The sequence below is a fragment of the Ruegeria sp. CH10 genome, from assembly GCF_056537125.1.
Genome location: NZ_JBQFQY010000010.1, coordinates 1 through 26,738, shown reverse-complemented (window position 1 = coordinate 26,738; position 26,738 = coordinate 1). Strand labels below are relative to the sequence as shown.

Here is a 26,738-nt window from a genome sequence, read left to right as displayed (position 1 = left end):
CAGGAGGGTCAGCATGCCTGAATTGCAAGGCCAGTGTATGTGCGGCGCGGTCACCGTTACCGCCACCCCGGCGGAAAACGCGCTGGGGGCGTGCCACTGCGATCAATGCCGCCGTTGGACCAGTTCCATGCTGGTGAGTTTTCAGGCCGAACCCGGTTACGCCGCACTTGGTCCGGTCAAAACCTTCACGTCCTCCGACTGGGCCGAGCGCGCCTTTTGCACCGAATGCGGGTCGGCCTTGTGGTACCGGGTCACCGCACCCGGTGAGATGCACGGACATACTCAAATGGCAGCGGGCCTGTTTCAGGACACAGGCCACGATCTGCAACTGGAACTATTTATCGACAAAAAGCCCGACGGGTACGCGTTCGCAGGTGAACGCCGGCAGATGACCACATCACAGGTCGAAGCCATGTTTGCCCAGCCGGAACAAGGAGACAGCCAATGACCAAATATGATGCCGATTGGGTCAAAGCCGAGGAAACGAAACGTCAGTGGATGGCGGAAAATGGTCTCTATTCCGAGGAAGAAGAGCATTCTTCCTGTGGCGTGGGTCTGGTTGTGTCGGTGGACGGCAAGCCGTCGCGCAAGGTGGTGGATGCGGGGATCGACGCGCTTAAGGCGATCTGGCACCGCGGCGCTGTGGATGCCGATGGCAAGACCGGCGACGGCGCGGGAATCCATGTGCAGATTCCGGTGCCCTTCTTCTATGATCAGATCCGCCGCACCGGGCACGAGCCCAACATGGATGAGCTGATCGCCGTTGGTCAGGTGTTCCTGCCCCGCACTGACTTTGGCGCGCAGGAAAGCTGCCGGACCATCGTGGAAACCGAAGTTCTGCGCATGGGCTATTACATCTATGGCTGGCGTCATGTGCCGGTGGATGTGACCTGTCTGGGTGACAAGGCCAACGCCACCCGGCCCGAGATTGAGCAGATTCTGATCTCGAACTCCAAGGGCGTGGACGAAGAGACGTTTGAGCGTGAGCTTTACGTCATTCGCCGCCGTATCGAAAAGGCTGCTGCTGCTGCGGGGATTTCGGGCCTGTATCTGGCGTCGCTGTCCTGCCGGTCGATCATCTACAAAGGCATGATGCTGGCCGAGCAGGTGGCCGTCTTCTACCCCGATCTGATGGATGAGCGGTTCGAGTCCGCCTTTGCGATTTACCACCAGCGTTATTCCACCAACACCTTCCCGCAATGGTGGCTGGCGCAGCCCTTCCGCATGTTGGCCCATAACGGTGAGATCAACACGCTGAAGGGCAACGTCAACTGGATGAAAAGCCATGAAATCCGCATGGCGTCGGCCACATTTGGGGATCATGCCGAAGACATTAAGCCGATCATCGCCGGTGGATCGTCGGATTCTGCTGCATTAGACTCGGTTTTTGAGGTGCTGGTACGCGCGGGGCGCTCGGCGCCCATGGCGAAAACCATGCTGGTGCCGGAAAGCTGGTCCAAGCAGGCGGTTGAGCTGCCGCAGGCGTGGCGCGACATGTATTCCTACTGCAATTCGGTGATGGAGCCGTGGGACGGCCCCGCCGCTTTGGCCATGACCGATGGCCGCTGGGTCTGCGCCGGCCTCGACCGCAACGGTCTGCGCCCGATGCGCTATGTGGTGACGGGTGATGGTCTGGTGATCGCTGGGTCCGAGGCCGGCATGGTGCCGATTGATGAGGCATCGGTTACCGAAAAGGGCGCGCTGGGTCCGGGTCAGATGCTGGCCGTGGATATGAAGCGCGGCAAGCTCTATCGCGACACCCAGATCAAGGACAAGCTGGCCCGCGCATTGCCGTTTGGCGAATGGGTCAACAAGATCAACGATCTGGATGACGCTTTGGCCGGTGTCGCCGAGACGCCCAAATTCACTGGCGAAGAGCTGCGCAAACGCCAGATCGCTGCCGGATATTCGGTGGAAGAGTTGGAGCAAATCCTTGCGCCCATGGCTGAGGATGGCAAGGAATCGCTGGCCTCGATGGGTGATGATACGCCCTCGGCGGTGCTGTCCAAGCAATACCGCCCGCTCAGCCATTTCTTCCGCCAGAACTTTAGCCAGGTGACGAACCCACCCATCGACAGCTTGCGCGAATACCGCGTGATGTCGCTGAAAACCCGGTTCGGCAACCTGAAGAACGTGCTGGACGAAGACAGCAGCCAGACTGAGATCATTGTTCTTGGCAGCCCCTTTGTCGGCAACGCGCAGTGGGACAAGCTGGTCGAAAACCTGGGTTCCCCGCTGGCGGAAATCGACTGCAGCTTTGAACCGGGTCAGGGGGCGCTGAATGCCGCTTTGACCCGTATCAGAGCCGAAGCGGAAGAGGCTGTTCGGTCCGGTGCCGGGCATCTGGTGCTGTCCGACATGAACTCAGGGATGGGGCGTGTGGCGATCCCGATGATCCTGGCGACCAGTGCCGTGCACTCGCATCTGACGCGTCAGGGGCTGCGAACCTTCTGTTCGCTGAACGTGCGCTCGGCCGAATGTGTTGATCCGCACTATTTTGCCGTGCTGATCGGTTGTGGCGCGACCGTGGTGAACGCTTATCTGGCCGAGGATTCGCTGGCCGACCGTATTGATCGCGGGTTGCTGGATGGCACGCTGACCGAAAACGTCGCGCGCTATCGCGAGGCTATCGATCAGGGCCTGCTGAAAATCATGGCCAAAATGGGTATCTCGGTGATTTCCTCGTACCGTGGCGGTCTGAACTTTGAGGCCGTGGGCCTGAGCCGCGCGATGGTGGCTGAATACTTCCCTGGTATGACCAGTCGGATTTCGGGCATCGGTGTCACTGGTATCCAGGCCAAGGCCGAGGAAATCCATGCCAAGGGCTGGGAAAGCGGTCTGGACGTGCTGCCCATCGGTGGTTTCTACAAAGCGCGCCAGTCGGGTGAGACCCACGCGTGGGAAGCGACCTCGATGCATATGATGCAAATGGCCTGTAACCGCGCCTCGTACGAGCTGTGGAAGCAGTACTCCGCCAAGATGCAGTCGAACCCGCCGATCCACCTGCGCGACCTGATGGATTTCAAACCGCTGGGCAAGCCGGTGCCGATTGAAGAGGTCGAATCGATCACCTCGATCCGCAAACGCTTTGTCACGCCGGGCATGTCGCTGGGCGCACTATCGCCCGAGGCGCACAAGACCCTGAACGTGGCGATGAATCGGATCGGTGCCAAATCCGACAGTGGCGAGGGTGGAGAAGATCCGGCGCATTTCGTGCCGGAGCCGAATGGCGACAACCCGTCTGCCAAGATCAAACAGGTCGCCTCGGGCCGGTTCGGTGTGACTGCCGAATACCTGAACCAGTGCGAAGAGCTTGAGATCAAGGTCGCCCAGGGTGCGAAACCCGGTGAGGGCGGTCAGCTGCCCGGCATGAAGGTCACTGATCTGATCGCGCGTCTGCGGCATTCGACCAAGGGCGTGACGCTGATCTCGCCGCCGCCGCATCACGACATCTACTCGATCGAGGATCTGGCGCAGCTGATCTATGACCTCAAGCAGATCAACCCGCGCTGTAAGGTGACGGTGAAACTGGTGGCGTCCTCGGGCGTGGGCACGATCGCCGCTGGTGTGGCCAAGGCCAAAGCGGATATTATCCTGATTTCGGGTCACAATGGCGGCACGGGCGCGTCGCCCGCGACGTCCATCAAATACGCCGGTCTGCCGTGGGAAATGGGCCTGACCGAGGCGCATCAGGTTCTGGCGATGAACAACCTGCGCGACCGCGTGACCCTGCGCACCGATGGGGGCCTGCGCACGGGTCGTGACATCGTCATGGCCGCGATGATGGGGGCCGAGGAATACGGCATCGGTACCGCCGCCCTGATCGCGATGGGTTGTATCATGGTGCGTCAGTGCCAGTCGAACACTTGTCCGGTTGGCGTGTGCACGCAGGATGAAAGCCTACGGGCCAAGTTCACCGGCAATGCCGACAAGGTCGTCAACCTGATTACCTTCTACGCGCAGGAAGTGCGCGAGCTGCTGGCCAGCCTCGGCGCGCGCTCGGTGGATGAGATCATCGGGCGGGCCGATCTGCTGGCGCAGGTTAGCCGGGGCTCGGCGCATCTGGATGATCTGGACCTGAACCCGCTGCTGATCACCGTCGATGGCGCGCATGACATCGTCTACAACCGTGACAAGGACCGCAACGCGGTGCCCGATACACTGGACGCTGAGATCGTGCGCGATGCGGCCCGGTTCCTGAAAGACGGTGAAAAGATGCAGCTGTCTTACGCGGTGCAGAACACGCACCGGACCGTGGGTACCCGCGTGTCCAGCCATATCGTGCAGAACTTTGGCATGCGGAACACGTTCCAAAGCGATCATCTGCATGTGAAACTGCAAGGCTCGGCTGGTCAGTCACTGGGCGCGTTTGCGGCGCCGGGTCTGAAGCTTGAGGTCTCGGGTGACGCCAATGACTATGTGGGTAAGGGCCTGTCCGGCGGTATGATCGTTGTGCGCCCACCGCAGGTCAGCCCGCTGAAGGCGGATGACAACACGATTATCGGCAACACGGTTCTGTACGGGGCCACCGACGGCCACCTGTTCGCAGCGGGCCGCGCGGGTGAACGGTTTGCAGTGCGGAATTCAGGCGCCAAAGTGGTGATCGAGGGCTGCGGCTCGAACGGGTGTGAATACATGACCGGCGGTGTGGCGGTGATTCTGGGCGACATCGGGGCCAACTTTGGCGCTGGTATGACCGGCGGCATGGCCTATCTGTATGACCCCGAGGGCAAGGCCGAGGCGCTGATGAACATGGAAACGCTGGTGACCTGTCCGGTTACGGTCGACCATTGGGAAGAGCAGCTGAAAACGCTGATCGAAACCCATCAGGCCGAGACCAACAGCCGAAAGGCTGCCGACATTCTGCAACATTGGGATGTTGAAAAAGCCCATTTCCTGCAGGTGTGTCCGAAGGAAATGCTGAACAAGCTCAGCCATCCTCTGACACATGAGGTTGCGGCGGTTCCGGCGGAATAGGCCAGCCATAGTAACGAAAACGAAAACCCGCGCGTCCATGTGATGTGCGGGTTTTCTTGTGTTCGGGCCGCAACAACACCCGTTCCAAACTGATGCCACAGGGCGTATAGCTGGGACATGGCAAAGAAAGCAGTCCGCAAGAAAAGCGGTAAAAAGAAAAAGGCATCAAAAGCCAAGACACCAATCCTGCCGCAGATTCGCCGCTGGATTCTGCGTGGCGTTCTGGGATGCGTGGTGCTTCTGGTCGGCTTGGTCGCGTTGTACTCGGTGGTGAATCCGCCGGTGACGCATACGATCTGGTCGGAATGGCGGCGTCTGGGCAAGGTGGAACGCGAATGGGTGCCCATCGAAGAGGTCTCTCCGGTCATGGCCCGCGCTGTTGTGGCCGCAGAAGACGCGAATTTCTGCCTGCATTGGGGCTTTGACGTCGAGGCGATCCGCGATGCGATTGAAGGCGGCGGATCGCGTGGTGCCTCGACGATTTCGCAGCAGGTCGTGAAGAACGTGTTCCTGTGGCAGGGGCGCAGTTGGGTGCGCAAGGCGCTGGAAACCTCGATCACGCCGGTGGTTGAGATTGTCTGGAGCAAGCAGCGCATTCTTGAGGTCTATCTGAACGTGGCCGAAACCGGGCAGGGTGTCTTTGGGGTCGAGGCGGCGGCGCAGACAAACTTTAACGTGTCCGCCGCGCAGCTCAGCCCGGTTCAGGCAGCGCGGATCGCCGCGATCCTGCCATCTCCGCGCAATCGGTCGGTCACCGATCCCTCGGTTCGGACCCGCAGACGGGCGGCCGCGATCCTGGACGGGGCGGCCACCATCCGCGCAGATGGGCGCGCGGATTGTTTCGAGGATTGAAATTCCACATCCCTCGGGGCTAAAGCTGAGGGGTATACACTGGTTCGATTGGAAGCCCATGGCGCGTCTGTTTCACGTTCCCCTGTCCCCGTATTGCCGCAAGGTCCGTCTGTCTCTGGCGGAAAAGAAGATCGAAGTTGAGCTGGTCGAAGAGCGATATTGGGAAAAGGACCCGGACTTTTTGCGCCGTAACCCTGCAGGCAAAGTGCCTGTCCTGCGGCTGGACGGCAAAACCATGTCCGAGAGCGCGGCGATTTGCGAATACATCGAAGAAACGCGCCCAGAACCGCCATTGATGCCGAAAACTGCCGAGGCCCGATATGAGGTGCGGCGTCTGGTGTCGTGGTTTGACGACAAGTTCCATCACGAGGTGACGTCGAACCTGTTGTATGAGCGGGTGAACAAGAAGGTGACAGGACAGGGTCATCCGGACAGCAAGAACGTCAAAGCCGGGGCAAAGGCGATCAAGTATCATCTGGATTACATGACGTGGTTGCTGGATCATCGGCGCTGGTTGGCGGGTGATCAGATGACGCTGGCCGATTTTGCCGCTGCGGCGCATCTGTCGGCGCTGGATTACATCTCGGACGTGGATTGGAACCGGTCGGCGGCGGTGAAGGATTGGTATGCCAAGATCAAGTCACGGCCTGCCTTTCGGTCGATTCTGGCCGATCAGGTGCCGGGGTTCCGGCCACCGCCCCATTACGCCGATCTGGATTTCTGATAGGGTGGCAGGGGGGCTGTCTGCCCCCCATCGCGCCGGGGCGCGTTTCCCCCCGAGGATATTTTTGGCCAGATGAAGAGCGGATCGGGTTTCAAAGACAAACTGGTGGCGCAGGCGCTGGGCGAGGGGTTTGTGTCCTGTCGGGTTTGCCGGCCGTGGGATGTACCGGATGTGCCGGCGCGGTTGCAGGCGTTTTTGGACGCCGGGTATCATGGCCAGATGGGCTGGATGGCCGAACGGACCCATTGGCGCGGCAACCCGGCTGCTTTGTGGCCCGAGGCGCGGTCGGTGATCATGTTGGCCGAGAGTTACGCGCCCGAGCATGATCCGACCGAGATTCTGGACCATCCCGACAAGGCCGCGATTTCTGTTTATGCGCAGAACAAGGACTACCATGATCTGGTGAAAAAGCGCCTCAAGCGTCTGGCCCGGTGGTTGATTGCCGAAGGCGGGGGCGAGGTGAAGGTTTTTGTGGATACCGCGCCGGTGCCGGAAAAGGCACTGGGCCACGCGGCGGGGTTGGGCTGGCAGGGCAAACATACCAATCTGGTTAGTCGCGAATGGGGCAATTGGGCCTTTATAGGGTCTGTTTTTACAACGCTTGATCTACCTGCGGACATGGCTGAGGTGGATCACTGCGGGTCTTGTCGGGCCTGTTTGCAAGCCTGTCCGACGGATGCGTTTCCCGCCCCGTATCAGTTGAATGCGACGCGTTGCATTTCCTACCTGACCATCGAACATAAAGGCCCGGTCGAAGAAGAGTTGCGCGCCAAGCTGGGAAACCGGATTTATGGATGCGACGATTGTCTGGCGGCCTGTCCTTGGAACAAGTTTGCGGTGGCGGCCAGCGATATACGCTATGCCGCGCGCGATGATCTTAAGGCGCCCGTGCTGTCAGAGCTGGCAGAGCTGGATGATGCTGCATTTCGGGCGAAGTTTTCCGGTTCCCCCATCAAACGCATCGGGCGGGACCGGTTTGTGCGCAATGTTCTTTATGCCATTGGAAACTCGGGCCTGGACACGCTGCGGCCTGTTGCGCAGGGTTTGACCGATGACCCCGCCCCCGCAGTGGCGGATGCGGCGCGCTGGGCGGTGCAACGATTGTCATAAGTGCCGCAAACAGGCTGGACGTGTCGGTCCAAACCGCTACACCCATCTGCAGCGAACAGAAAGGAGATCCCGATGGCGTTGGCTTTGGGGGTGGATACAGGTGGAACCTATACGGATGCGGTGCTGATCCGGGATGAGCGTGAGGTGATCGCTTCGGCCAAGTCTCTGACCACACGGTCCGATTTGGCGATTGGTGTGGGCAAGGCGATTCAGGCGGTGCTGGATGCGGCAAAGGTGTCGCCGGATCAGATCTCGATGGCGTCTTTGTCGACGACTTTGGCCACCAACGCGCTGGTTGAGGGACAAGGTGGCCGGGTGGCGCTGATCTATATCGGTTTCAAGGACGGTGATCTGGACAAGCATGGTTTGCGCGATGCGCTAAAGGGTGATCCGGCATTGGTTATTTCCGGGGGTCACAGCCATGCGGGTGGACAGGCGGCGCCGTTGGATGTGGCGGCGTTGGAAGGGTTCCTAGACTCTCACACAGGGATTTCGGGCTATGCGGTGGCTGCGCAATTCGCCACGCGCAACCCCGCGCATGAGTTAGAGGCGGCGCGGATCATTGCTGAAAAGACGGGGGCTCCGGTCACGTGTTCGCACCATCTGTCAGCCAAGTTGAATGGCCCAAAGCGGGCGGTGACGGCTGTATTGAACGCGCGGCTGATCGGGATGATCGACCGTCTGATCGGGCGGGCGCAGGATCGGTTGCTGGAGCTGGGCATCACAGCGCCCATGATGGTCGTGCGCGGGGATGGCGCGCTGATGAGCGCCGAGCAAGCGCGCGAGCGCCCGATTGAGACGATCCTGAGCGGCCCGGCGGCGTCGATTGTGGGGGCCAGCTGGCTGACGGGGGCAGAGAATGCGCTTGTGTCTGATATTGGCGGGACGACCACCGATGTGGCGCTGATCCGTGATGGCAAGCCTGCGATTGATCCGGCAGGGGCGCGGGTCGGCGGGTTCCGCACCATGGTTGAGGCGGTCGCCATGCGCACGCATGGTCTGGGCGGCGACAGCCAGGTGCATGTAAAGACCGAAGGGCTTGGTGGCGGCGTGTTCCTTGGCCCGCGCCGGGTGCTGCCCGTGTCGCTGATTGCATCCGAGGCACCCGAGGTGGTCCATGCTGTGCTGGACGCCCAATTGCGCGCATCTACGGTGGGTGAACACGATACCCGATTTGCGCGCCGGGTGCAGGGCATCCATGCGGATGGTTTGGGCGCGCGGGAGGAGGCTCTGCTGGAACGGCTGGGCGACAGGGTTATGCCGCTCAGCGATCTGCTGCGTACGCGGATGGAAAACGGTGCGTTGGCGCGTTTGGTGGATCGCGGGATCGTTCAGGTCTCGGGCGTGACGCCGTCGGATGCTAGCCATGTTCTGGGCCGTCTGGATGCCTGGGATGCCGAGGCTGCGCGCAAAGCGTTGGAGCTTGTGGCACGCAAGCGGGTCGGTTCCGGTGACAGGTTGGCGCAAACGCCGGACGAGCTGGCGCAGATGATCATCGATCAGTTGACTGATCAGACAGTTTTGACCTTGTTAGAGACTGCTTTTGCGGAAGAAGCCGAGAGTTTTGGCATCCCCTCGGCCGAGCTGGCGCGCCATGTTCTGACCCAAAAGGGCCTGTCTGGTCATCGCGGTTTGCTGGCGCTGGATACGGCGCTGAACGTCGATGTGGTGGGGCTTGGGGCCTCGGCCCCCAGCTATTACCCTGCGGTCGGAGAGCGCCTGCGCTGTCGTATGGTTTTGCCCGAACACGCAGGTGTGGCCAATGCCATCGGGGCTGTCGTTGGGCGCCTGACTTTGCGCAGAACGGGCACGGTGACCTCTCCGTCTGAGGGGCGGTTCCGGGTTCATCTGGAAGACGGGCCGCAGGATTTCAACGAATCCGACGCTGCGCTAGAACTGTTGGAGTCCGTTTTGCGGTCTGAAGCCGAAGGCGAAGTGCGTCAGGCGGGGGCCGCAGATATCCGCGTGGTCGTGGACCGCGATATCCGCACCGCCCGGGTCGAGTCGCAGGACGTTTTCGTCGAGGCCACGATCACGGTTGAGGCCAGCGGCCGTCCGAGGGTGGCAATTGGGTAAGGCCCCCGCAGGGGCCCCCTTTTATTCAGCCGCGTCGCGTTTGGGCAGCACCCAGTCGGGGCGCGGGAAATGGCAGGTATAGCCGTTTGGGATACGCTCAAGGTAGTCCTGATGCTCGGGCTCGGCCTCCCAGAAATCGCCGACGGGTTCCAACTCGGTCACGACCTTGCCGGGCCACAGGCCGCTGGCGTTTACATCCGCGATGGTGTCCAAAGCCAACTGTTTCTGGTCCTCGTCCACATAGTAGATGGCGGACCGATAGCTCATGCCGCGGTCATTGCCCTGACGGTTGGGGGTAGTCGGGTCATGAATCTGAAAGAAAAACTCCAGCAGCTCACGATAGGTGATCTTTGCGGGGTCGTAAAAAATCTCGATCCCTTCGGCATGGGTGCCGTGGTTGCGATAGGTGGCGTTGGGCACATCGCCGCCGGTATAGCCGACGCAGGTGCGGGACACGCCGGGCAGTTTGCGGATCAGGTCCTGCATGCCCCAAAAGCAGCCCCCTGCAAGAACAGCGCGGTGTTCGGTCATTGGATTTCCTCCACATGGATCAGATAATCGCCATAGCCTTGCGCCTCCATCTCATCGCGATGGACAAACCGCAAGGAGGCCGAGTTGATGCAGTACCGCAGCCCGCCATGTTCGCGCGGGCCATCCGGGAAAACATGGCCCAGATGGCTGTCCCCGTGTTTTGATCGAACCTCGGTGCGGATCATGCCATGGGTGGCGTCGTGAAACTCTTCCACATGCTCATGCACGATGGGTTTGGTAAAGCTGGGCCAGCCGCAGCCGGATTCGTATTTGTGGGTCGAGGCGAACAGAGGCTCGCCCGAGACGATGTCGACATAGATGCCCGGTTCCTTGTTGTTCAGCAATTTGCCGGTGCCCGGACGCTCTGTCCCGCTGTTTTGCGTGACGTGGTATTCTTCGGGGGACAGGGCGGCGATGGCCTCGGGGTCTTTGGTGTATCGGGTCATGGCTCCTCCGGTCTTTTGTGATCTTGGGCATAATTTGGGGGCGGGTGCGCGGAAATCAAAGCCCTATTTTCCCGCCTCTCGTAGTCGTGCAGGTGATCTGAGGCGGGATTTGGTGCGTAATGAAGGGTAAAGGAGGCCAAGTGATGTTCAGAATACTTGTTTTGACAGTTTTGATTCTGCTGGGCCGGGTGGTGCAGGCGGCTCCGCTGGCAGGGGAGTTTGCGTCCATCGATGGCGGCACCCTGTCGATCGAAGACTGGCGGGGCCAGCCGGTTCTGGTGGTCAACACCGCCTCGCATTGCGGGTTCACCGGGCAATATGAAGCGCTGCAGAATGTGCACGAGACCTATGGGGACAAAGGGCTTGTGGTTTTGGCGGTGCCATCGGATTCGTTCAACCAAGAGCTGGCCTCGGCCGAAGAGGTGAAGGAATTCTGCGATTTCAACTATGGCCTGACCTTGCCTATGACCGACATCACTCCGGTTAAGGGTGCTAAGGCGCACCCATTTTACAAGGCGGTCGCGGCGCAAACCGGGTTTGTCCCAAGCTGGAATTTCAACAAGATCCTGTTGGACCCTGCGGGCGAAGTGGTCGCGACCTATGGTGCGAATGTGAAACCGGACTCAGCCCGGCTGTTGCGTCAGGTTGAGGCTTTGCTGCCCTGAACAGGCTGCCGCGACAGCTGAACCGCCAGAATGCCAAGTGTGGTGATCCCAACCCCAACCGCGTCCAGCGGGCCAAGTTTTTCGCCCAACAGGATCGCCGCGATGGTGACGCCGAAGACCGGGTTAAGGAAATGGAAGGTGGCCGCCCGGGTTGCGCCTATCCGGTCCAGCAGCAGTACCCAGATCAGGGTGGCCAGAAGGCCGGGGAACAGGGTGGTATAGGTAAAGGCCAGCGCCAGCGGGACGGTCAGGTTGATACGGATCGTCTCAAACAGCGGGGCGGCGACAAACAACACGGCCGAGCCCACCAGCATCTGCAAGCCGACAACCATCATGAAATTGCCGCCCGAGGTCGCGCCGCGAATGGACAAGGTGGCAAAGGTCAACGCCAGCGCCCCGATGCAGCAGAGCGCCACGCCGAACATATCGACACCGCCGCTGATCCGGGTGCTCATGATCAGGGCCACACCCGCAAATCCGGTGAACAGGCCCAGCACGGCAATGGGGCGCAGTTTTTCACCCAGAAACAACCATCCCGCCAGCGCCACCAGCAAAGGCATGGTCGAGGCGATGATCGCGGCCAGCGAGGCCTCGACCGTTTGCATCGCATAGAAATTCAGACCCAAATAAAGGGCATTTTGACAAATCCCGAACAGAATGGTCGCGCGCCATTGTGATCGCGTCAGGGACCAGCTTTGCCCCATGGCCCGCGCGATGGCCACGCCGATTACCCCGGAAATCAGAAACCGAAGCGCCAGTGAAAACAGTGGCGACGCATCCGCGACAATGATCCGGGCCGAGGTAAAGGCCGACGACCAGATGAACGCAAATGTCAGCCCCATGGCAATGGCGCGCAGGTCCATACCAGCCCCCTCAGACGTTTTGCGCACTGTTGATGAAATTCCTCCGCGCTGCAAGGCAGCCAGTCTTTTGCGTCAAAAAAGGCACATCTGGTCAACAGGGCAACATGCCTGACCGTTTTTGTTGATTGACTGACCAATAAAAGATAACCACCGCAGTACCAAATAACAAAAATGGGAGGTGTGTTAAGTGTTGCTAGAGTACATCCTGTCGTTTGGCGTCCTGCTGGCCCTGGGCCTGGTCGCCTTCTTCGTGGTCAAGTGGTGGAACTTGCGCTGTGTGGGCGTGACGCCCGTGCACCTGTTCACCTTTATTGCAATCCTGTTCACATCCGGCCTGGATGTTGGCCTGATCATGTTCCCGCTGACCGAGTTCGGCGGCTATGCCGAAGACCCCGCTTATGCCTTTGCCAACCCGCTGGCAATCGAATTCGGGTTCTGGGGCTTTTTGATCTGGGCCTTCTACTTCCTGACGGCCTTCTACTTCTGCGTGATCGAACCGCGCGTGAAGTTCTTTGAGATTCCGCTGGTTAAGCTGATCAACAACGTGGTGATCATCGGCACCTGCGCCTTTACCGCCAGCCTGTTCCTGATCTACCTGCCCGGCTACCTGCCCGAGGTCGGAGACGGTGAATCCGTTGTCACCACCTTCTACATCATCGTGTTCGTGGTTATTCTGGCAGCGGCCTATTCCTCGACCGATCTGAAATATGTGCGCATCCTGTCGGTGGGTTCGACCTTCCTGTTCCTGGCGCTGATCATCGGCATGTGGGCCGCAGCTGGCATGGGCTTTACCGGGTTCGCAGAAACCGGCAGCAATATCGGGGCTTACTTCGCCAACCTGCACAAGTTCGTCCTGCCGCTGACCGACTATCATGCCTTCTACCTGTTCTGGTGGTTTGCATGGTCGATCATGATTGGCCAGTTCACCTCGCGCTTTGTTGGCGGTCTGAAAACCTGGCAATTGCTGGCGGCGCTGCTGATCTTCCCGTCGATCCCGCTGGCGATCTGGTTCACGGTTCTCTACTACTACCACCTGAACGGGATCAGCACCGCAGGGATCACCAACATTGCCATGGTGATTGTTGGTGTGACCTTTGTGATCAACTCGCTCGACTCACTGATCCGCCTGTACACCGACAACCTGAACATGACGGTCGAACGTTTCGGCAAGGCTGTCTATGTCGTGGGTAACGTGGTGCTGCTGTTCGTGCTGACCCTGCTGTTCCAGAGCCAATGGCTGCAGATTCAGTGGATCGGCGCGGTTGTGGTTGGCTTGTACCTCGCCTGTGTGGTCTACATCCTGATCACCAAGCGCAAAGAGGTGCTGAGCATCGACTCAATGCCCGAAGGCCGCGATCTGGACTTCCACAAGGTTGAGACGGTTCACTAAGTCAGCCTAATGGCTATCTCGTATACGGGCGTCTTTCGGGGCGCCCGTTTTTCTTTTCCCGGTTGGCACCGGCGTGAGCTGCCCTACGTAATACCTGTGCACTCAGGGATCGCCATGCTGGAAGAAAAACGCAAAGATCTGGATTCGGAAAAGCAGAAGAGGCTGCTGTTGCGGTTGGTGAATGAGCTCAGCCATGCATCCCCCGATCTGTATTATCGACCGACCAGCGAAATCGCGACCTATCTTGAGACCTATATCCGCAAAGGCGCAAAGCTGACTGCCGAGGACAGGGCGTTGATGACACGGCTTAGCCGTCGTGATCTGGAAGTGCTGCTGAGCCTGCACTGAAGGCAAGATCTGCGGGCAAAGAAAAAGGGCCCCCAAACGGCGGCCCTTGATAGTTTTGCGGTGACAGCCGGGATCAGCCGTTCACGCTGTCCTTCAGAGCCTTGGCGATGGTCATCTTGACTACCTTGTCGGCCTCTTTCTTGAACTGCTCGCCAGTGGCAGGGTTGCGCACCATGCGCTCGGGGCGTTCGCGGCAGTAGATTTTTCCAACACCGGGCAGGGTTACCGCACCACCAGCCGACACTTCGCGGGTGATCAGGCCGGTCACGGCCTCCAGCGCGGCGTTCGCAGCTTTCTTGTCGGTTCCCATTTCCTCAGCGAGAGCAGCAACCAGCTGAGTCTTTGTCATAGGCTTTGCCATTTCTTGGTCTCCTTAACGTGCCCGATAAATAGGGCCTCACCGCGTAACTGTAACGGGATATTGTGGCCGAACACAACGAATAGTAGCGCTGAAAACCCTAAAAATATGGGGAAAACGTTGCTTTTTTGCTTCAGAGAAAGGCCGTTTCGTCGAATGAACGCAATTTCCGGCTGTGCAAACGCTCTAATGGCATGCCGCGAAGGTGTTCCATCGCGCGTATTCCGATGGCCAGATGCCGGCTGACCTGCGTCGTATAGAACGCGGACGCCATACCCGGAAGCTTTAATTCGCCGTGCAGCGGTTTGTCTGAAACGCAAAGCAACGTGCCATAGGGCACCCGGAACCGATAGCCATTGGCGGCGATGGTGGCGCTTTCCATATCCAGAGCGATGGCGCGGGATTGGCTGAGCCGCTGCACCGGGCCGGACTGGTCGCGCAATTCCCAGTTGCGGTTGTCGACCGAGGCGACGGTGCCGGTCCGCATGATCCGCTTCAGCTCATAGCCTTCCAGCTTGGTGACCTCGGCCACGGCCTGTTCCAGCGCGACCTGAACCTCGGCCAGTGGCGGGATGGGAACCCAAACTGGCAAATCATCGTCCAGAACCTTGTCTTCGCGCAGATAGGCGTGGGCCAGCACGAAATCCCCAAGTGCCTGAGTGTTCCGCAGCCCGGCGCAATGGCCGACCATCAGCCAGGCATGCGGGCGCAGCACCGCGATATGGTCGGTGGCGGTTTTGGCATTGGATGGCCCGACGCCGATATTGACCAGCGTGATCCCTGACCCGTCGGCCCGTTTCAGGTGATAGGTCGGCATCTGAGGCAGTTTCTGGGGGTCTTCCAGCACGCCGTCCGGCGTCGTGATCTCGATATTCCCGGTCGAGACAAAGCTGGTATATCCGCTGTCGGGATCGCCCAACTGTTCGCGCGCGTAATTTTCGAATTCCGAGACGTAGAACTGATAGTTGGTGAACAGAACGTGGTTCTGGAAATGGCTGGGGTCGGTCGCGGTATAATGCGACAGACGGGCCAGCGAATAATCCACCCTTTGGGCTGTAAACAGCGACAGCGGTCCGACCTCATCCTCATGGTCGTGGACGCCGTTCACGATGTCATCATTGGTCGTCGTCAGGTCCGGTACGTCGAACACATCGCGCAGCGTAAAGCCCGCAGCCCCCTGATGCGGCACCACAAGATCGGGGTTGTTGGCCACTGCAAAATGCACTGGGATGGGGGTGTCTGAGGCGCGGATTGTCACCGGCTGATCGTGGTTTCGGATCAGCAGGGCGATTTGCTGCGTCAGGTATGACCGGAACAGATCGGGCCGGGTGACGGTTGTTGCATGCGTGCCGGGTTCGGACACGTGGCCAAAGCTCAGGCGGCTGTCGACCTGTGCATAGGACGAGGTTTTGATGCGGATCTCGGGGTAAAAGGCCCGGTATCGTTCGCGTGGGGCCCCTTGTTCGATGGCTGAGGCAAAGCTGTCGCACAGAAAGCGTGTTGCCGTTTCATACAGTTCTTCCAGACGTGCCACAGCCGCGGCAGGGTCGGTGAACGTCTCGGGCGTCGGGACGTCAGGCGTTTTGATGATAGTCATGCAAGGGGTTCCAGAAGATCGATCTTTTCAAAGGTCCGCACATCTACCAGCCCTAGGTCGGAAATCCGCAACTCGGGGATAACGACCAAAGCCAGCAGCGAGTGCTGCATATATGCGTTGTTCAGCTGACAGCCGCAGTCCTGCATCGCCGCGACCATCTGATCGGCCTTGGCGGCGACATCTGCCGCCGGGCTGTCGGACATCAGGCCCGTGATGGGCAGTTCGACCAAGGCAAGTTCCTGTCCATCGCGAAACAGGGTGATGCCGCCGCCCACCTCGGCCAGCCGGTTCGCCGCCAGCGCCATCTGCGTGCGGTCTGTGCCCACGACGATCATGTGGTGGCTGTCATGCGCCACGGTCGAGGCCATGGCCATCTTTCCCTGATACCCAAAGCCCGAGACAAACGCGTTCGTGACCCCTCCGGTCGCACGGTGACGCTCGACCAGAGCGATCTGGCAGACATCGCCCTCGCCCTCGACCAGCCCGCCGATGATGGGCAGCTCCGCCTTCAGCGCTTTGGTCGGGGCCTGGTTTTCCACCACGCCGATCACATTGGCCCACACACGGTTGGCGCCCTCGGGGGCTTTGATTTCGAAATCCGTATAGGTCAGCGCATGGCCCAGATGGACAGTATTACGGGCACTGTCCGGCCAGTTCAGATGCGGGCAGTCCACGGTGATCGCGCCCATCTCGGCCACGACCTGACCGCGGGCTATGACCATCTCGATCGGCAGGTCTGTCAGGTCCGGGCTGAGGATAATATCCGCCCGCCGTCCCGGGGTGATCGATCCGATCTCACGCTCCAGCCCGAAATGGGTGGCCGTATTGATCGTCGCCATCTGCAGCGCGATCAGCGGATCACAGCCGCAGGCAATCGCGTGCCGCACCACGCGGTTCATATGCCCGTCATTGACCAGGGTACCGGAATGGCAATCATCGGTGCACAGGATAAAGTTGCGCGGGTCCAGCCCCTTTTCGGTCACCGCCGTAATCTGGCTTTCCACGTCATACCAGGCCGAGCCCAGCCGCATCATCGACCGCATCCCCTGCCGCACCCGCGCGATGGCGTCGGCCTCGCAGGTGCCTTCGTGATCATCCGCTGGCCCTCCGGCTACATAGGCCGCGAAATCGGGTCCCAAATCGGGCGATGCATAGTGCCCGCCCACGGTTTTCCCGGCGCGTTGAGTTGCCGCGATTTCTGCCAGCATCTTGGGATCGCCATGGATCACACCGGGGAAATTCATCATCTCACCCAATCCGATGATACCGGGCCAGCTCATCGCCTCGGCCACGTCTTCGGGGGTGATCTCATAGCCGGTTGTCTCAAGCCCCGGGGCCGATGGCGCGCAAGAGGGCATCTGCGTGAAGATATTCACCGGCTGCATCAGCGCTTCGTCATGCATCATCCGCACGCCGTCCAGCCCCAGCACGTTGGCGATTTCATGCGGGTCGGTGAACATCGAGGTGGTGCCATGGGGGATCACCGCCCGGGCAAACTCGGCCGGGGTCAGCATACCCGATTCAATATGCATATGCGCATCGCACAGGCCCGGCAGCATGTATCGCCCGTTTGCCTCGATGATCTGCGTATCGGGCCCAACGCAATGCGAGGCGTCTGGTCCGACATACGCGATGCGCCCCGCTGCGATGGCTATGTCATGGCCGGGCAGGGCTTCGCGGGTGTGGACATTCACCCAGATACCGCCGTGTATCACTAGGTCTGCGGCTTCGCGCCCTGCGGCGACTGCGATCAGGTGCGGGGCGACATCGGGCCAGCTGGGGAAGGGTGCGTGTTCCATGGCTCAACTTTTCTGAATGTGTAAAAAGGTGCAACCCCTGCTGAGGCAGTATCATCAAACCGTCACGCAGCGCGTCAGCGCTGCCGGGCCCAACCAGAGGAGGTGCCGCGCAAGCGGCATTGACGATGGGCGGGAGGGCTTTGCTCACGCCAGCCGGTCCGCCTCCATCTCGCTGCGCAGCCAATCGGCAAAGGCCAGCGCGCCGGGTGTTTCCTCGGCCTGTGGGGATAGCAACAGGTAATACGCCTCTGCCATGGGCGCGCGGTGGGTGAACGGGGCCACCAGCCGTCCCTGCCGGATCAGATCGCGCGCAATGGTGTCATGGGTCAGACACAGGCCGCCACCCGCCATCGCAACCGACAGGCTCACCAGATAGGTTGTCGCATAGGTAACAGGTGGATTTTCCCATGTCAGAGCCTGTTCTTCCGCCCAATTCGCCCAGTTCGACAACAGGTTCGAGCAATCGAACAGCGGCTGATCCTGCAACGTCTCAAGGGTCACGTCATATCCCGAGGCGCAGACAGGATAGTAGTGATCGGTTCGCAAAAGCTCGGTGCGCACCGTGTCCGATGGGCGCAGGGAATAGCGGATTTCAACCGCCGCGCCCTCGGCCATCTCACGCGGTTCCCAAAGCTCGGTAAAAATGTTCAGCTGCACTTCGGGATGTTCGGCGCGAAACTGTGGCAGGCGCGGGGCCAGCCAGTTGACCGCGAAACTGATATTGCTTTGGACCTGCACCGCGTTTTGCTGCGCGCCGGTTACCGCCTGCGTGCCCCGCAATAAGGTGCGAAAGGCGTCGCGGACCACCGGCAGATAGGTGATTCCGGCCTCGGTCAGCTCCAAAGCGCGAGGGCGGCGCAGAAACAGGGGCTGACCCAGATACCCTTCCAGTGACTTGATTTGCTGGCTCACCGCGCTTTGGGTCATGTTCAGATCGCGCGCCGCACCGGTGAAGGACAGATGGCGTGCGGCGGCCTCGAACGTGCGCAGCCATCCCAGCGGTGGAAGCGATTTCTGCATGTGCATAACCTTGCCATAAGTTTGACTAATGGAATAGGTGCATTTTTTTCGTTGGTCAAACGGGCGCGTGGCGGGCACGGTTTTCAAAAGCCCGCTACAGGAGCCCGCCATGTCCGTCGCCAACCTGCGCCCCAATATCGATCACTGGTCCGACCGCGTGGACCTTGCCGCCACCTTTCGCTGGACCGAGCGGCTGAACATGCATGAGGGTGTCGCCAACCATTTCAGCCTTGCGGTGAATGAGGATGGCACGCAGTTCCTGATGAATCCCAACCAGATGCATTTTGCGCGGATCAAGGCGTCAAATCTGCTGTTTCTGGATGCGAATGACCCCGATGTGATGGCACAGCCCGGTGCACCGGACCCCACCGCCTGGGGCCTGCACGGATCGATTCACCGGCAGTGTCCCCATGCGCGTTGCGTGATGCATGTGCATTCGATCTTTGCCACGGTTCTGGCCTCGCTGGCCGACAGCACCTTGCCGCCGATCGATCAGAACACCGCCACTTTCTACAACCGCTACGTGGTTGATCAGGAGTTCGGTGGTCTGGCCTTTGAAAGCGAAGGTGAACGCTGCGCCGGAATGCTGTCGGACCCGAAGAAAAAGGTCATGATCATGGGCAATCACGGGGTGTTGGTGATTGGCAGTGACCCGGCCGATGCGTTCAACCGCCTGTATTACTTCGAACGCGCGGCCGAGACCTATATCCGCGCCCTGCAAACCGGCCAGCCCCTGCGCGTGCTGTCGGACGAGATCGCCGAGAAAACCGCGCAGGAGCTGGACGATTATCCCGATCAGGCCGCCGCCCACCTGCGCGAGATCAAAGCTCTGCTGGACGCAGAGGGTTCGGATTACGCGAGCTAAGGACACCAGACATGACAGATGCAACCCAGGATCCAGAAGCCGCGCGTTGGCATTACCACCCCGAAGGCCCGGTTGGATTGAACCCGCTGTTCAGCTGGCCTTTACGCCCGAAGGCCGTGCTGAAATGGTATAGCGGCGCGTGGTTGCAGATCACGGCCCTGACCCTGTGCCTTGTGCTGGCGGTGGGCGCCTATGCGCTGTTTTTCCCCGCATTAGAGACAATGCAGAGCTTTGCGCCCGGTTGGATGTTCCGCATCTGGCTGCTCAACATGGTGCCACAGATCATGGTTGCGGGCGGGCTGCATTGGTGGCTGTACATGCGCAAAGGTCAGGGCATGTACAAGAAATTCGACCGCCGCGACCTGACCCGCGACAATGGCGTCTTCACCTTTCGCAATCAGGTCTGGGACAATATCTGGTGGACGTTGGGCAGTGCGATGACCGTGGCAACCGTGTACCAGTGGGTGATCTACTGGGCGATGGCAAACGGGTATGTGCCCACGGTGACATGGGCCAGTGCGCCGGTCTGGTGCGTGGTCTGGATGCTGTTCATCCCCATGTGGTCCGGTTTGCATTTCTACTGGGTGCACCGGCTGGAGCATCACCCAAAGCTTTATAAACACGTCCACGCCGTGCATCATCGCAATGTGAACGTGGGTCCTTGGTCGGGGATTTCGAACCACTGGTACGAGAACCTGCTGTATTTCACCACCTACTTCATCCACCTGATCGTGCCGTCCCATCCGCTGCACCTGCTGTTTCACGCTTATTTCCAGCAGGTCAGCCCGGTTCTGTCGCATTCAGGGTTTGAAAAGCTGAAAGCAAAGGACACAGATGCCGCCCGCGCGGGGGATTTCTTTCACCAGCTGCACCACCGGTATTTCGAATGCAACTACGGCACATCCGAGATTCCGTTCGACAAGTGGTTCGGCACCTATCACGACGGCTCGGCCGAGGCGACGACACGGACGCGGGCCTACAAGAAACAGATGTATACCTAGGCGTCAGACCCGTTCGAACAAAGCGATCAGGGCGGTGTCGTCCTTGTTGGGGCCTGCGGCCAGATCGCCGTAGATGCGCACCTCGGGCAGGGTCAGGTTTCGGATCTGACCCTGCGCCAGTTTGTGCAGGGCGTCGGCAAACCCCAGCTTTTCATAATGCTTGGCGTTGATCGAAAGGGCAAATTGCGCACCGGGCCGCGCCACGCGCAACAGGGCGGTCAAGGCTTCGGGCCCCAGATGGCCATGGGTGAAGGTGCCAGAGGACACGATACCGGAATAGCTGTCACGCGGCACTGGAAGGCCCTGATTCAAATCGGCCTCAATCGCGTCGCGGTAGATGTCCTTGCGCATGGCCTGATCCAGCATCTCGGCGCTGATGTCGGTGGCATCGATCGGTCCGGCACCCAACCCGGCCAGCACCGCGCCGCACAGGCCGGTGCCTGCGCCCACGTCCAGAACCGGGCCCTGCCCGTGGGCCGCCACAAACGCGCGGGCCGTATGGATATGCAGCTGATAATCCTCGCGCGCGGCGAAGGTTTCGTCATAGTCGCCAGCCCATTCGGCATAGAGTTGCTTGTTATCCTCGGGCGTTTGCAGCGCATATGCCGCGTGCAGGTTTGGAGTTTTCTGGGTCATGCTCAAATGAAAGGCGCAACCGGGATTCGAATCAAGTATTCCTGCACGGGCGCTTGCATGTTCCGAAAGAGCAGATCATCAAAGGCGTCATGACAAGAACTCTGTTTTCATTTGGCCACGGATATTCGGCGCAGGCCCTGTCGAGGGTCCTTGAACCCCAGGGGTGGCGCGTTGTTGGAACCACGCGGGACCCGGCCCAATCGGCCACCATTCGCGCATCGGGGGCTGAACCGGTGATCTGGCCGGGGCAGGTTCCGGATCTGGATGGCGTGACCCATCTGTTGATCTCGACCGCGCCCAAGGCCGATGGCGACCCGGTTCTGGCCGCCTTTGGCGAAGAAATTGCCGCTCGGGCTGGTCAGTTCGCGTGGGTTGGGTATCTGTCGACAACCGCCGTTTACGGGGACCATGATGGCGCATGGGTGGATGAAAGCACCCCAGCAACCCCCACCGCGCAGCGCGGCAAATGGCGGCTTGAGGCCGAACAGCAATGGCGGCGCATTCCCGGATTGCCGGTTCATATCTTTCGTCTGGCTGGCATTTATGGCCCTGGTCGCGGCCCGTTTTCCAAGCTCAAACGCGCGGGGATGCGACGTATCATCAAACCTGGACAGGTGTTTTCCCGTATCCACGTGGCCGACATCGCGCAGGTTTTGGCCGCGTCGATGGCAGCGCCCAATCCCGGTGCCATCTACAATGTCTGCGATGACGAACCGGTGCCGCCGCAGGACGTGATCGCCTATGCGGCCGAACTGCAGGGCCTGCCGCTGCCGCCTGCCGTGCCCTTTGACGAGGCCGACCTGACCCCCATGGCCCGCAGTTTCTATAGCGAGAACAAGCGAGTCAGAAACAACCGGATCAAGGATGAACTGGGCGTGCGCCTGCTCTATCCTGAATACCGATCCGGTTTAGAGGCGCTGATGAAGGACTCCTAGCGCGCGGCAGCCTTGATCAGATCGGCGGCTTTTTCGGCAATCATGATGGTTGGCGCGTTGGTATTGCCCGAGATCAGCGTCGGCATGACCGAGGCATCCACAATGCGCAGCCCTTGGATTCCGCGTACACGTAGTTCAGGATCGACCACGGCCATGCCGTCGGTGCCCATCTTGCAGGTGCCCACCGGGTGATAGATCGTGTCGGCGCGGGCGCGGATATGTTGTTCCCAATCCGCATCCGTCCGGGCGCTATCTGTACCGAACATCTCTTTGTGCCGATAGGGCTTTAGGGCCGGGGCCTGAAGGATGTCGTGCGTCATCCGGGCGCCTTTGATCATCGTCTCAAGATCGCGGTCGTCGGACAGAAAGGCCGGATCAATCGCCGGTGCTGCAAACGGGTCAGCGCTGTGCAGGCCCACTGTTCCCCGGCTTTCGGGGCGCAGTTTGCAGATATGGCAACTGAACCCGTGCCCGTAATGCAGTGTGCGGGCATGGTCATCGACCAGCGCGATGACAAAATGTAGCTGAATATCGGGCCTGTCCAGCGCTGGTGAGGTCTTGAGGAACCCCGCCCCTTCGGCAAAGGGCGTGGCGGCCATGGACACGCCGTCCTTGCGCCAACGCCAAAGGTGGCGCAGCAGCCTGGCAGACGCGGTGATGCCGATCCCGAACGTGTCTGTGTCCCGGGTCTTGTAGGACAAGGTGAAATCCAGATGGTCCTGCAGGTTCTTGCCCACGCCGGGCAGGTCGTGCTGTACCGCGATGCCATGCCGGGTCAGTTCCTCTCCCGCGCCAATACCGGACAGCTGTAGCAGCTGCGGTGACATGAATGCGCCGGCGCAGACCAGAACCTCGGCCCGGGCGGTCACTGCGATGTCCGGCCCTTTGGCCTTGTGCTTATAGATCAAACCGGTCGCGCGCCTGCCGTCAAATGTCAGCTTTTTGGCGTGGGCATGGGTGAGGACCGTCAGGTTCGGGCGGTGCATGACGGGATGGACATAGGCCGCCGCGGCCGAGCACCGCTCACCATTGCGGGCCGGGTCGTGGAACTGGGTCACCTGATACAGCCCCACGCCTTCGTTGTCGCCGCGATTGAAGTCGTGAACGCGACGGTGCTGCATTTGCTCGGCGGCCTCGACAAAGGCATGGGTGATTGGACGCGGTGCTTTCTGGTGCGACACCTGCAATGGGCCGCTGTCTCCATGCAGCTGATCCGCGCCGTCCTCGTTGTTCTCGGACCGTTTGAAATAGGGCAGGACACTGTCCCAATCCCACCCGGTGCACCCCTGTTCGGCCCAGCCGTCGTAATCCTGACGCTGACCCCGGACGTAAAGCATTGCATTGATCGCACTGGACCCGCCCAGCGTCTTGCCGCGTGGCTGATACCCGCGACGACCGTTCAACCCCGGCTGCGGAGCCGTCTCGAACGCCCAGTTGTTGATCTTGGGACGTCCGGGCAGGGCGGCCACGACTGCCGCAGGCATGCGGACCAAAATACTGTCACCATGCCCTCCGGCCTCAAGCAGGCAGACGGTTTTGGTCGGGTCTTCGCTGAGGCGATTGGCCAGGACCGATCCCGCAGACCCGCCTCCGACGATCACATAGTCGAACTCCATACCAATCCTCCCCAACGCGTTCGCGGTCTCTTTGTGATGTCCAGACTGTGGCGGGACAGCGGAAAAAGACAATTGCTGCAGCGCTGTTGTGACCCAAGGTTATTGGCGCGGCTTGGGCAGAACCAGCACGCGGCATGGAAAAATCATAATTAAATCCTATGACTTTCATCATCAAACAAAACTTTTTTGCATGATACTGATTTGCTATCTCTAGCCGTGACAAGACAGAAGAGTCGCGGCGCCCTTTCCAAAGATACGGATAAGTTTCCGTAGCGTCTTGGATGGGGCTAAGGGGTCTCTACATAAGTACTTGATCGACCGAGTTTTGAACCGCGCAAATGTGCCGGAATTTAGCCAGGAATGGAGATCGTCATGGACGGAAGTGATAACCCCAAAGCAGGTGGATGCCCTGTAATGCACGGCGCAGGCACCCGGTCTAACCGGGACTGGTGGCCGAACCAGCTGAACCTGTCGATCCTGCACCAGCACGGACCGGCCTCGAACCCGATGGATGCCGATTTCGACTATGCTGAGGCGTTCAAGTCGCTGGATATGAAAGCGCTGAAAGAAGACCTTTATGCGCTGATGACGGATTCGCAGGACTGGTGGCCGGCGGATTATGGCCATTATGGCGGGTTTTTCATCCGCATGGCGTGGCACAGCGCCGGGACTTACCGGACGGCTGATGGCCGTGGCGGTGCCTCGACCGGGAACCAAAGGTTTGCGCCGCTCAACAGCTGGCCGGATAACGGCAACCTCGACAAGGCGCGCCGTCTGCTGTGGCCGATCAAGCAGAAATACGGCAACCAGATTTCCTGGGCCGACCTGATGATCCTGGCCGGTAACTGCGCCATCGAATCCATGGGCGGCAAGACCTTTGGTTTCGCCGGTGGCCGCGAAGACATCTGGGCGCCCGAGGAAGACATCTATTGGGGTACCGAGACCGAATGGCTGGCCCCCACCGACAACCCGCACAGCCGTTACTCGGGCGAGCGTGATTTGGAAAACCCGCTGGCCGCAGTGCAGATGGGCCTGATCTATGTGAACCCTGAAGGGCCTGACGGACAGCCTGACATTCTGGCCTCGGGCCGCGATATTCGCGACACCTTTGCTCGGATGGCAATGAATGACGAAGAAACCGTTGCACTGGTTGCGGGTGGTCACACCTTTGGCAAGGCGCACGGTGCGGGCGATCCCGATCTGGTTGGCCCCGAACCCGAAGCCGCCCCGATCGAAGAGATGGGCTTTGGCTGGATCAACAAGTTTGGCTCCGGCAAGGGCGACGACACCACCACGTCCGGTATCGAAGGCGCATGGACCGCGAACCCGATCAAATGGGACAATGGCTTTTTCGATCTGCTGTTCGGCTATGACTGGAACCTGACCAAAAGCCCCTCGGGCGCGTGGATCTGGGAGCCGATCGGTGTCAAAGAAGAAGACATGGCCCCGCAGGCCCATGATCCGTCGAAAAAGGTCAAGACCATGATGACCACCGCCGATATGGCGATGCGCATGGACCCGATCTACGGCCCGATCTCGAAACGCTTCCACGAGAACCCGGACCAGTTCGCCGACGCCTTTGCCCGCGCATGGTTCAAGCTGACCCACCGCGACATGGGTCCGCGCGCGGCTTACATCGGCGAAGAAGCCCCGACCGAAGAGCTGATCTGGCAGGATAACGTCCCCGCCGTGGATCACGATCTGGTGGATGATGCGGATGTGGCCGACCTGAAAGCCAAGATCGCGGCAACCGGTCTGTCGGTGTCCGATCTGGTTTCGACCGCATGGGCCTCGGCCTCGACCTATCGTGGCTCGGACAAGCGTGGCGGGGCCAATGGTGCCCGTATCCGCCTTGCGCCGCAGAAAGACTGGGCCGTGAACGAGCCTATGAAGCTGTCGAAAGTGCTTGAGGCGCTGGAAGGCGTTCAGGCCGCGTTCAACAGCGCGCAGTCGGGCGGCAAGAAAGTGTCTCTGGCCGATGTGATCGTTCTGGCCGGGTCCGTTGGTATCGAACAGGCGGCCAAGGCGGGTGGTCAGGATGTTGAGGTTCCCTTCACGCCCGGCCGCACCGATGCGTCGCAGGACCAGACAGATGTGGACAGCTTTGCCGTGATGGAGCCCATCGCGGACGGCTTCCGCAACTACCAGAAGACCAAGTATACCGTCTCACCCGAAGAGCTGCTGGTTGACCGCGCGCAACTGCTGACCCTGTCCGCGCCCGAGATGACGGCGCTTGTCGGTGGCCTGCGCGTTCTGGGGGCAAACTTCGGTGACACCAAGCACGGTGTGTTCACGGATCGCGTCGGAACGCTCAGCACGGACTTCTTCACCAACCTGCTGGACATGAGCACCGAATGGAAGCCCGCAGGTAAGGGCGTCTATGAAGGTCGCGACCGCGCCAGTGGTGAGGTCAAGTGGACCGGCACCCGTGTCGATCTGGTCTTTGGTTCGAACTCGCAACTGCGGGCACTGGCCGAGGTCTATGGTCAGGCCGATGCCAAGGGCAAATTCGTCGCTGACTTTGTCTCGGCCTGGACCAAGGTGATGAATGCCGACCGATTTGATCTGAAGTAATGCTTCGATCAATCCTGTGAATTGCGCCGCTCGAGGGGACTCGGGCGGCGTTTTTGTTGGTCAACGAACAGGCGCCTACCAAGCTTTGGGTACGATTCCGCCGATAAGCAGGTAAGCGTCGTCCCAAAACCCGCAGAAAAGCGGAAATTCAGCTCGAAATTTGAAGATAACCTTTTGCTTTTATTAAGGTTTGGAAGTTTCTGTCGAGAAATGTGAAGTTTTTTCAAAATGGGGGTTGCAGGTCCCAGACCTAATCCGTAAATACCCCTTCACCGGCGCTGCTGAGGCGGTGCTGACGGATCGGAGAGACGGTCGGACGTGCTGGAGAGACGGCGGGACACTCGGGAGAGACTGG

At 60.2% G+C, this 26,738-nt stretch carries 22 protein-coding genes; 13 read left to right on the top strand and 9 right to left on the bottom strand.

Annotated elements, in window-relative coordinates:
• The first annotated feature begins 13 nt into the window (after positions 1–13).
• The 6 genes from ACRZ94_RS20460 (at position 14) to ACRZ94_RS20435 (ending at position 9,739) form a co-directional block, all read left to right on the top strand.
• Positions 14–448, top strand: coding sequence for a GFA family protein (locus ACRZ94_RS20460; RefSeq protein ID WP_480656716.1), 435 nt, complete (start codon positions 14–16; stop codon positions 446–448).
• Positions 445–4,977, top strand: coding sequence for a glutamate synthase large subunit (gene gltB, locus ACRZ94_RS20455; RefSeq protein ID WP_480798195.1), 4,533 nt, complete (start codon positions 445–447; stop codon positions 4,975–4,977). Before ACRZ94_RS20460 ends, gltB begins: the two co-directional genes overlap by 4 nt.
• Before the next feature lie 117 nt (positions 4,978–5,094).
• The gene (mtgA, locus tag ACRZ94_RS20450; RefSeq protein WP_480656713.1) at positions 5,095–5,829 is read left to right on the top strand and encodes a monofunctional biosynthetic peptidoglycan transglycosylase; all 735 of its coding nucleotides are present in this window, start codon (positions 5,095–5,097) and stop codon (positions 5,827–5,829) included.
• A 58-nt stretch (positions 5,830–5,887) separates the two neighbouring features.
• Entirely contained in the window at positions 5,888–6,553 is a 666-nt protein-coding gene (fzlA, locus tag ACRZ94_RS20445) for an FtsZ-binding protein FzlA (RefSeq protein WP_480656711.1), read from the top strand.
• Between the two features lie 72 nt (positions 6,554–6,625).
• Positions 6,626–7,663, top strand: coding sequence for a tRNA epoxyqueuosine(34) reductase QueG (gene queG, locus ACRZ94_RS20440; protein WP_480656709.1), 1,038 nt, complete (start codon positions 6,626–6,628; stop codon positions 7,661–7,663).
• Between the two features lie 72 nt (positions 7,664–7,735).
• Positions 7,736–9,739, top strand: coding sequence for a hydantoinase/oxoprolinase family protein (locus ACRZ94_RS20435; protein WP_480798194.1), 2,004 nt, complete (start codon positions 7,736–7,738; stop codon positions 9,737–9,739).
• Between the two features lie 21 nt (positions 9,740–9,760).
• On the opposite strand, the gene msrA is transcribed toward ACRZ94_RS20435, so the two are convergent.
• Positions 9,761–10,270, bottom strand: a complete 510-nt coding sequence (gene msrA / locus ACRZ94_RS20430) for a peptide-methionine (S)-S-oxide reductase MsrA (protein WP_480798193.1) — start codon at positions 10,268–10,270, stop codon at positions 9,761–9,763.
• Positions 10,267–10,716 carry a peptide-methionine (R)-S-oxide reductase MsrB gene (gene msrB, locus ACRZ94_RS20425; RefSeq protein ID WP_480656703.1) on the bottom strand — a complete coding sequence of 150 codons (450 nt, stop codon included), beginning with the start codon at positions 10,714–10,716 and terminating at the stop codon, positions 10,267–10,269. Before msrB ends, msrA begins: the two co-directional genes overlap by 4 nt.
• 143 nt (positions 10,717–10,859) lie before the next feature.
• On the opposite strand from msrB, the gene ACRZ94_RS20420 reads away from it, so the two are divergent.
• Positions 10,860–11,381 carry a glutathione peroxidase gene (locus tag ACRZ94_RS20420; protein ID WP_480656701.1) on the top strand — a complete coding sequence of 174 codons (522 nt, stop codon included), beginning with the start codon at positions 10,860–10,862 and terminating at the stop codon, positions 11,379–11,381.
• Here ACRZ94_RS20420 and ACRZ94_RS20415 read toward each other — a convergent pair.
• Entirely contained in the window at positions 11,357–12,244 is an 888-nt protein-coding gene (locus tag ACRZ94_RS20415; protein WP_480798192.1) for a DMT family transporter, read from the bottom strand. The genes ACRZ94_RS20420 and ACRZ94_RS20415 overlap by 25 nt on opposite strands.
• Before the next feature lie 190 nt (positions 12,245–12,434).
• Between ACRZ94_RS20415 and ACRZ94_RS20410 the strand changes: the two genes are divergently transcribed.
• Both ACRZ94_RS20410 and ACRZ94_RS20405 read left to right on the top strand, forming a co-directional pair.
• Complete coding sequence (locus ACRZ94_RS20410; protein WP_480798201.1) at positions 12,435–13,634, top strand: BCCT family transporter; 1,200 nt, start codon at positions 12,435–12,437, stop codon at positions 13,632–13,634.
• Positions 13,635–13,748: 114 nt separating this feature from the next.
• Positions 13,749–13,982, top strand: coding sequence for a hypothetical protein (locus ACRZ94_RS20405; RefSeq protein WP_480798191.1), 234 nt, complete (start codon positions 13,749–13,751; stop codon positions 13,980–13,982).
• Between the two features lie 73 nt (positions 13,983–14,055).
• On the opposite strand, the gene ACRZ94_RS20400 is transcribed toward ACRZ94_RS20405, so the two are convergent.
• From ACRZ94_RS20400 to ACRZ94_RS20385, 4 genes are all read right to left on the bottom strand, one after another.
• Complete coding sequence (locus tag ACRZ94_RS20400; RefSeq protein WP_170349467.1) at positions 14,056–14,343, bottom strand: HU family DNA-binding protein; 288 nt, start codon at positions 14,341–14,343, stop codon at positions 14,056–14,058.
• Between the two features lie 130 nt (positions 14,344–14,473).
• Entirely contained in the window at positions 14,474–15,937 is a 1,464-nt protein-coding gene (locus tag ACRZ94_RS20395) for an AMP nucleosidase (RefSeq protein ID WP_480798190.1), read from the bottom strand.
• Positions 15,934–17,736, bottom strand: a complete 1,803-nt coding sequence (ade, locus tag ACRZ94_RS20390; RefSeq protein WP_480798189.1) for an adenine deaminase — start codon at positions 17,734–17,736, stop codon at positions 15,934–15,936. The genes ACRZ94_RS20395 and ade overlap by 4 nt, the downstream gene beginning before the upstream one ends.
• A gap of 144 nt (positions 17,737–17,880) precedes the next feature.
• The gene (locus ACRZ94_RS20385) at positions 17,881–18,756 is read right to left on the bottom strand and encodes a LysR family transcriptional regulator (RefSeq protein WP_480656692.1); all 876 of its coding nucleotides are present in this window, start codon (positions 18,754–18,756) and stop codon (positions 17,881–17,883) included.
• A gap of 109 nt (positions 18,757–18,865) precedes the next feature.
• Here ACRZ94_RS20385 and ACRZ94_RS20380 point away from each other — a divergent pair, with 109 nt between their 5' ends.
• Entirely contained in the window at positions 18,866–19,621 is a 756-nt protein-coding gene (locus ACRZ94_RS20380; RefSeq protein ID WP_480656690.1) for a class II aldolase and adducin N-terminal domain-containing protein, read from the top strand.
• Between the two features lie 11 nt (positions 19,622–19,632).
• Complete coding sequence (locus ACRZ94_RS20375; RefSeq protein ID WP_480798188.1) at positions 19,633–20,622, top strand: sterol desaturase family protein; 990 nt, start codon at positions 19,633–19,635, stop codon at positions 20,620–20,622.
• A 3-nt stretch (positions 20,623–20,625) separates the two neighbouring features.
• Here the strand turns inward: ACRZ94_RS20375 and ACRZ94_RS20370 are convergent, their stop codons facing one another.
• Positions 20,626–21,258 (bottom strand): class I SAM-dependent DNA methyltransferase, encoded by a 633-nt coding sequence (locus tag ACRZ94_RS20370; protein WP_480798187.1) that lies wholly within the window; start codon positions 21,256–21,258, stop codon positions 20,626–20,628.
• 89 nt (positions 21,259–21,347) lie between these two features.
• Here ACRZ94_RS20370 and ACRZ94_RS20365 point away from each other — a divergent pair, with 89 nt between their 5' ends.
• A complete protein-coding gene (locus ACRZ94_RS20365; protein ID WP_480656684.1) occupies positions 21,348–22,193 on the top strand; it encodes an SDR family oxidoreductase in 846 nt (281 codons plus the stop codon).
• Here ACRZ94_RS20365 and ACRZ94_RS20360 read toward each other — a convergent pair.
• Positions 22,190–23,809 carry a GMC family oxidoreductase gene (locus ACRZ94_RS20360; RefSeq protein ID WP_480656682.1) on the bottom strand — a complete coding sequence of 540 codons (1,620 nt, stop codon included), beginning with the start codon at positions 23,807–23,809 and terminating at the stop codon, positions 22,190–22,192. The two genes, ACRZ94_RS20365 and ACRZ94_RS20360, sit on opposite strands and share 4 nt — an antisense overlap.
• Before the next feature lie 372 nt (positions 23,810–24,181).
• Between ACRZ94_RS20360 and katG the strand changes: the two genes are divergently transcribed.
• Positions 24,182–26,383: a catalase/peroxidase HPI gene (katG, locus tag ACRZ94_RS20355; RefSeq protein ID WP_480798186.1), complete on the top strand. Its 2,202-nt coding sequence runs from the start codon at positions 24,182–24,184 to the stop codon at positions 26,381–26,383.
• The last annotated feature ends 355 nt before the right edge of the window (positions 26,384–26,738 follow it).